The 7,249-nt window shown below is 36.1% G+C and carries 6 protein-coding genes; 4 read left to right on the top strand and 2 right to left on the bottom strand.

The window, feature by feature from the left end; all coding sequences use genetic code 11:
- Nucleotides 1-54 precede the first annotated feature (54 nt).
- The 3 genes from PI85_RS14545 to PI85_RS14555 all read left to right on the top strand — a co-directional run bounded on the left by PI85_RS14545 (nt 55) and on the right by PI85_RS14555 (nt 3,769).
- Nucleotides 55-1,299, top strand: coding sequence for a Glu/Leu/Phe/Val dehydrogenase (locus tag PI85_RS14545; RefSeq protein ID WP_036119847.1), 1,245 nt, complete (start codon nt 55-57; stop codon nt 1,297-1,299).
- A 218-nt stretch (nt 1,300-1,517) separates the two neighbouring features.
- A complete protein-coding gene (locus PI85_RS14550) occupies nt 1,518-2,681 on the top strand; it encodes an iron-containing alcohol dehydrogenase (RefSeq protein ID WP_036119845.1) in 1,164 nt (387 codons plus the stop codon).
- 356 nt (nt 2,682-3,037) lie between these two features.
- Nucleotides 3,038-3,769, top strand: coding sequence for a hypothetical protein (locus PI85_RS14555; protein ID WP_036119844.1), 732 nt, complete (start codon nt 3,038-3,040; stop codon nt 3,767-3,769).
- Nucleotides 3,770-3,868: 99 nt separating this feature from the next.
- On the opposite strand, the gene PI85_RS14560 is transcribed toward PI85_RS14555, so the two are convergent.
- Complete coding sequence (locus PI85_RS14560; protein WP_036119842.1) at nt 3,869-4,852, bottom strand: cation diffusion facilitator family transporter; 984 nt, start codon at nt 4,850-4,852, stop codon at nt 3,869-3,871.
- A 13-nt stretch (nt 4,853-4,865) separates the two neighbouring features.
- On the bottom strand, nt 4,866-5,588 hold the full coding sequence (locus PI85_RS14565) for an MgtC/SapB family protein (protein WP_008178169.1): 723 nt from the start codon (nt 5,586-5,588) through the stop codon (nt 4,866-4,868).
- Nucleotides 5,589-6,245: 657 nt separating this feature from the next.
- Here PI85_RS14565 and PI85_RS24895 point away from each other — a divergent pair.
- Nucleotides 6,246-6,344, top strand: coding sequence for a putative holin-like toxin (locus PI85_RS24895; protein ID WP_220273102.1), 99 nt, complete (start codon nt 6,246-6,248; stop codon nt 6,342-6,344).
- Nucleotides 6,345-7,249: the final 905 nt, after the last annotated feature.

Genomic DNA, 7,249 nt, shown 5'->3' on the forward strand with positions numbered 1-7,249 from the left:
GTTACAATGATGCCGATATACTATCATTAAATAAAACAAAGAGGCGATTTAATAATGTCTGAAAACTTAAATCTTTTCACATCAACACAAGATGTCATTCAAGATGCTCTAAACAAACTTGGCTATGATGAAGCAATGTATGAATTACTAAAAGAACCGCTTCGCATGCTACAAGTACGTATCCCAGTGAAAATGGATGATGGTACAACAAAAGTATTTACTGGTTACCGTGCACAACATAACGATGCTGTAGGACCAACTAAAGGTGGGGTTCGTTTCCACCCACAAGTGTCTGAAGAGGAAGTTAAAGCGCTTTCAATGTGGATGACATTGAAATGTGGTATTGTCGATCTACCATATGGTGGTGGTAAAGGCGGTGTCATCTGTGATCCTCGTCAAATGTCTATGGGCGAAATCGAGCGCTTAAGCCGTGGTTATGTCCGTGCTGTAAGTCAAATCGTAGGACCAACAAAAGATATTCCTGCGCCAGACGTATTTACAAATGCACAAATTATGGCATGGATGATGGATGAATATAGCCGTATGGATGAATTCAACTCTCCAGGCTTTATCACAGGTAAGCCACTAGTTCTTGGTGGTTCACAAGGTCGCGACCGTGCGACTGCACAAGGTGTTACAATTGTAATCGAAGAAGCAGCGAAAAAACGCGGTATTGATATTAAAGGTGCGCGCGTTGTTATTCAAGGATTTGGTAACGCAGGTAGCTTCCTTGCGAAATTTATGCATGATTTAGGTGCAAAGGTAATCGGTATTTCGGATGCTTATGGTGCACTTCATGATCCAGAAGGTTTAGATATCGACTACTTATTAGATCGTCGTGATAGCTTTGGTACTGTAACAACTTTATTTGAAAACACGATTTCAAATAAAGAATTATTAGAACTTGATTGTGATATTTTAGTACCTGCTGCGATTGAGAACCAAATTACTGCTGACAATGCACACAATATTAAAGCTAATATCGTAGTAGAAGCAGCAAATGGTCCAACAACTGCTGAAGCAACTAAAATTTTGACAGAACGTGGCATTTTACTTGTACCAGACGTATTAGCATCTGCTGGTGGAGTTACAGTTTCTTACTTTGAATGGGTACAAAATAACCAAGGTTATTATTGGACAGAAGAAGAAGTTGAAGAACGTCTATACAAAAAAATGGTTGAAGCATTTGATAATGTTTATACAACAGCTACAACACGTAACATTAACATGCGCTTAGCAGCTTATATGGTTGGTGTTCGCCGCACTGCAGAAGCTTCACGCTTCCGCGGATGGGTTTAAGAATAAGTTCAATTTACAACGAGTTTCTCCTATTTTTATGGGAGGACTCGTTTTTTTCGTCTCTTTACTAATTTGAAGAAATGTTTGAATGAATCTCCCTTACAAAACCCTTTAATTAATCGTCCAAATGGAATCAATTTAAACAGTTATGCCGAACGTTTATCTTTGCTTTCTTGAACAGAAATATGAGAAAATCCAACTAGAAAGGGGCGAATTAAATGGATTCATTTACATTTTTTAACCCAGTGAAACTTCATTTTGGTGAAGATGCACTGGAAAAGTTACCGAAGGAATTAGAGCAGTATGGAAAAAAAGTATTGGTTGTATATGGTGGCGGTAGCATCAAGACGAATGGTGTCTACGACGCTGTTATTGACAAATTACAGCAAGCAGATAAAACAATTTTTGAATTAAGTGGTGTAGAACCAAATCCGCGTGTGGAAACAGCTAGACGTGGTATTGAAATTTGTAAAACAGAGGGAATTGACTTAGTTCTTGCAGTTGGTGGCGGTTCTGTTATTGATTGCTCCAAACTAATTGTTGCTGGTGCAAAATATGATGGGGATGCTTGGGATATCGTTAAACGCAAGGTATTTGTAGAACAAGCTTTACCATTAGGAACTGTCTTAACCTTGGCCGCTACAGGCTCTGAAATGAACTCTGGGTCAGTTATTACTAATGCCGCTACAGAAGAAAAATTAGGCTGGGGTAGCCCTGCGGCATTCCCGAAATTCTCAATCTTAAATCCTGCGTATACGGTGTCTGTACCTAAAAATCATACCGTTTATGGAATCGTTGATATGATGTCACATGTATTCGAACAGTATTTCCATAATACAACGAATACACCAATCACTGATGAAATGTGTGAAGGTGTATTACGTACGGTTATTACGACAGCACCTCAATTATTAGAGGATCTAGAGAATACACAGTTACGTGAAACAATTCTATTAGCAGGAACGATTGGATTAAATGGTTTCTTATCAATCGGATCTCGTGGAGATTGGGCATCTCATAATATTGAGCATGCTGTATCGGCAGTATATGATATTCCGCATGCAGGTGGTTTAGCTATTCTTCAGCCTCATTGGATGCGTTTAAGTGTGCCGGTGAATCCTGAGCGCTTTGCAGGTATAGCAACACGAGTATTCGGGGTGGATGCAACAGACAAAACGGTAGAAGAGGTTGCTTATGAAGGGATCGATCGCTTATCAGCATTTTGGTCATCATTAGGGGCACCAAATCGTTTAGCCGATTATAATATTGATGATTCGAAATTCCAGCAGATTGTAGAGCATGCAATGCATAATGGTCCATTTGGAAACTTCCATCAGTTACAAGAAAAAGATGTACGTACTATCTTACAAAATTCTCTTTAAAATAATAAAAAAGTGTGAGGCTATGCAGTTAGCCTCACACTTTTTTTATTGAAGGTTAAGAAAAATTAACGAATCTTGTTGAATTTTGTCGTAGAAGTTTCTTAAGACCTACAATATAATGAAATAGTTAGATATTCAAAGGGGTGTAATGGTTAATTTTATTAAGAGAAGTGAAAAAAGTCATGATTTTAATCAGAATATTTAACTTAAATTGGATATTTTAATACATATTAGACTTTGTGATTGCTAGAGAGTGATGGTATTTGTCGCACTAGCTCCATTAATGTAGGGTTGTTCAGAAACTGTTTATCCACCTTTATTAAAATAATGACTTAAACAAAGAGGAGAGGGATCAAATGTTGAAGCAATTGCTTAAGGATCGTGTGGTTACATTAAGTTGTAAAGAGATACCATTTCAGCAGCATGTTTACAAAATACAAAATTGTGTAGAAGTTTTGGGGATTGAAACAAAGTCGATACAAATTGAAAATGATAACATTGTTACGGGTTACATGGTTGATCAAAGTATTTTCTTTAAGAGTTTACGTTTTGGGCAAACGAACATTACTTTTTCGAATGGTGTAAATAAGGCAAGTGGACATTTATTTGTCCGTCCTTCTGGGGAAATTGTGGTAGAGGTAAAACCTTATTTAGGAGATGCTGAAATTGTTCCGGTTTATTTTCGAACAATATTAGCAGATACAATTATCGCAATTGATTTAAAAGGTGCTTTAAAGCATTATTTGGTAGCCCATCAATTCATGAATCGTGAAGATTCAATTTCTGAAGTGCATTACCGATCCATGCATCCTAACGTATTAAAAGATTCTTATGCTGGTCATTTTGTTTTAGGCTGTCATGTGGATGGTAGGGATATTCTAAATGCCCAAGAATATGCTTTAGCCAATCGACAAGCCACTTTAATGTTTTCAGAAATAGTCATTCAACAAAATGGTACTAAAAAGACCGTTGTTAGTAATCAATTCCTAACATTTATGATAACCAATCAAGTCTTTGTAAGCTACGAGTCCATCCCTGATAATCTAAGGGAAACAAATTTTGATCGGGATCAATTAATATCAGTTTAACAAAAAGCCAACTGCCTGAAACTGATCTGACCCAAAAAAAGTTAGACATCAATCTAACTTTTACGGGCCGTTCAAACAAGGCAATTGGCTTTTTAGCTTCTACAATTCATGATTAGGTCTGTCGCCAAGATGTATCCAGCTAGCCTTTCCGTCATCTTCATCAAATAAAATGGCGACCTTCGACACACCTTTCTGACTTAAAATAACTTCTGTCAAATGATCCCGAACATCATCTAAAAAAGCTAAGGATAGTTTAGGGTCAGCTTCTGCCACTAACTCAACATGTAAAAATTCCCCTTCTTTAATGACTTCAAGACGTACAATATCTTTAATATTTGGGTCATCCATCACAAGATGGGCGATATGATTTAACATTTCTTCATCTGTCTCACCGATTACACCTCGAGCATTGTCTAAGAATACTTTACCAACAACATAAAACATCATTGCCCCAATAATCATGGAAACAAGACCTTCTATTCTAGTCCACCCTGTAAAATGAGCGATAACAATAGCAATGAAAGCTAAAATATTTCCGCTTGTAGCGACTAAATCTTCCATAAACACTAATTTAGTTGCAGGCTTGGCACGGTTTAAATAATTGAAAGCTTTTGGGATGGATGTCATACCTGCTTTTTCCTGCCCAGCTTCATGTAATACTTCTACTGCTGCTTTAGCAAGTACTGTACCCTCTAAAACAATACCTATAAATAAAACTCCGAGTGCGATGAGTACCCCACTTGATTCACCAGTAGGGTGGATAAAATGATGCCATCCTTCTTTAATTGTTTCATAAGAAAGAATTGCTACGATAATAACTGCAAATAAGCATACTAAATTGACAATACGACCGAAGCCGCTAGGGAATTTCTTTGTAGGTGCTTTTTTCGATAGAGCGGAGCCTATATACACGAACAATTGGTTAGCTGCATCTCCAAGTGAATGCATCATTTCTGCGAACATAGCCACATTACCTGTTAAGAAAAAGGCAATGCCTTTAATAATACCTAAAAAGGCATTGACACAAGCCGCCATCAGGGAAGGTTTGTTACCATCCTTTAGTAGTTTAAATAATTCTGCCATAAAAATCCTCCAACTAGTTTAAAATTTCCATTTCGATTTTTTCAATATATGATAATGTTCTTAATGAACGGTAAAACGATAGTAAATTATCAGAAACAATTAAGGACAAACGTAAATCCAACTCATGTAAAACATTATCATTTTTTAAAGGTACATCTTTAATACGGATATTTTCGATGATGATATTGTTGTTCTTAAGGAATAATAGAAAGGATTCCGTATGTTTGTCATCATCTATTTGAACCTTTAGTAAAATCTCTCTCATGCGAATACGTTTTGGTCCAATTTTCATTAGGAAAGGAGAGAGGATTTCAATTCCGAAAACGATGATAATGACAGCTAATGTTGCATCCATATAAAAACCAGCGCCTACAGCGATTCCGATGCCGGCAGCTCCCCATATCATGGCTGCAGTCGTTAAACCAGAGATGCTATCATTGCCGCGTCTTAAAATTACGCCTGCTCCTAGAAATCCAATCCCACTGACAATTTGGGCTGCTAAGCGAAGGGGATCCATTGTAATATTTATATCTTCTCTAGAAGGGGTGGAGTAAGCTGTTTCAATGGAAATAATGGTTAGCAAACAGCTGAATGTTGCTATGACCAAACTTGTCTTTAATCCAACTGGTTTCTTCTTTAATTCCCTTTCAATTCCGATTACTAAACTTAATGTGGCTGCTAAAACTAATTTTATGCCAACTTCATATGTAATCATATTTTCCAATAATGTTCCCATACACGACCCTCCATAGATATTTCGCATTGCTAAGAGATATGCAACCAGTCATTATTATATGTGTATTACTTTTTTGTATTGTACAACATGGAAGTAAGGAAATATATGTGTTTTATTTTATAGGGATCTAAAATTCATCTATACATCCATTTCGTAATTAATATCACTTTGGTTCTAGGTAGGTTATTTATGTAAAACAAGCATCTACGTAAGCGAATAGCATAGTATTTTCCAGTGTGCTCTTTTCTAATTTAATGATGGCGACTCTGTTTTTAGGGGAATGGACAAAGGGTTATTGATATTAGGGAATGAGACTAGAGCTCATCTCTACTAATAGGGAGAAATAAAAGATTAATGATAAGGAAAGCTTTTAATCACATTTTCAATAAAGAATGCTGATCGGATTCGGGAACCTAGTGGCGGCACCAGGCCTAGATCATACTAAAAATGTTAAGGGGAGATGAAGCAAACGGCGAGCTTGTAACAAAAATTGACGAGAGGTTGACCAGATTTATATCCTAATTAAATTTCCAAAAACTATATTTCATTCACATAAAATGGTATAATAAAGAGGTAACTAGATAGAGGTTTCATGGGCGGTAAGCATACATTCTTCACCCGTTGTTCAGGTTTCTGGAGGGGAAGGAGGTGTTGCTAATGACAACTTACGAGGCAATGTCCTTAATGATCAGTTTTAGTGGATTGATTGTTTCGGTAATCGTTCTGTCATTTACTTTTTCTCAGAAAAAAAAGTAAACCGCCCCTGCCCTCCAAGCATGTGAGTGGTTTACTCCTTCATTATGCAAATCGCCTTTGAAGCGATTCGTCTGTTACATGACCATTTGGTGGTGACACACCAAGTGGTCCTTTTTTTATATCCATCTTCATGAAAAATTATAACATGCATTGTTAAATTACTCAAATTAATTGGAAATAAGTACAATTCTAAATGTCTATAGGATACATGGCATGCGAGAAGCACTTTGGATTACATTGGACGCCTGCTTTCTATATATAGATATTCCCAAATCCCGATTGAAGAAAATAATAGAATATTTGTTCAATCAACATGTTCATTTGAAGTTTCGACAACAGAATAAGTGTTGAGAAAAATGGGATGCACTTGTTACCTGTGCACTTGTTACATCTTATTATATAATAGGACTCAATATACGTATGCGATGATCGTTGGATAATCGCTGATGATGTAGAGAGTACCATCAATTAATTGATCCATAATTTTAAAGAAGATCAAGGTGACCTTATAAGGGATGGGGTAGGTTTTTATTAATAGTGTTAGTACTTAATTTATTTGGCCATACTTTGTTTACTTGTTTTTTTGACTATGGCTGAAACTTGTTAGTATTACTATTTATTGTTTTAGAAGAGAGTGCTCTATTGTTTGTTATTGATATAAAAAAAGATTTTTAACTTTTTTTTAAAAAATACTTGATTTTTAAAATGCTATATTATATATTATTACTTGTCCTTAACAAGACGAAACACTTTAGAAATAAAAAACAAAAAAGTTGTTGACTTCTTGTTATAAACGAGTTATCATAATGAAGTCGCTGAAAACGACTGAGATAATAATGAACTTTGAAAACTGAACAAGCAAAACGTAATCAATAAAGTTTTTAATAGCTAGCTTAGCTAGTGAA

It is taken from the genome of Lysinibacillus sp. A1 (assembly GCF_000801965.1).
GTDB classification, from domain to species: Bacteria; Bacillota; Bacilli; order Bacillales_A; family Planococcaceae; genus Lysinibacillus; species Lysinibacillus fusiformis.

Excerpts from the sequence above, each read along its gene's own strand:
- PI85_RS14545 (WP_036119847.1), top strand. The coding sequence starts at position 55 with ATGTCTGAAAACTTAAATCTTTTCACATCAACACAAGATGTCATTCAA.
- PI85_RS14555 (WP_036119844.1), top strand. The coding sequence starts at position 3,038 with ATGTTGAAGCAATTGCTTAAGGATCGTGTGGTTACATTAAGTTGTAAA.
- PI85_RS14560 (WP_036119842.1), bottom strand. The coding sequence starts at position 4,852 with ATGGCAGAATTATTTAAACTACTAAAGGATGGTAACAAACCTTCCCTG.
- PI85_RS14565 (WP_008178169.1), bottom strand. The coding sequence starts at position 5,588 with ATGGGAACATTATTGGAAAATATGATTACATATGAAGTTGGCATAAAA.
- PI85_RS24895 (WP_220273102.1), top strand. The coding sequence starts at position 6,246 with ATGACAACTTACGAGGCAATGTCCTTAATGATCAGTTTTAGTGGATTG.
- PI85_RS14550 (WP_036119845.1), top strand. The coding sequence starts at position 1,518 with ATGGATTCATTTACATTTTTTAACCCAGTGAAACTTCATTTTGGTGAA.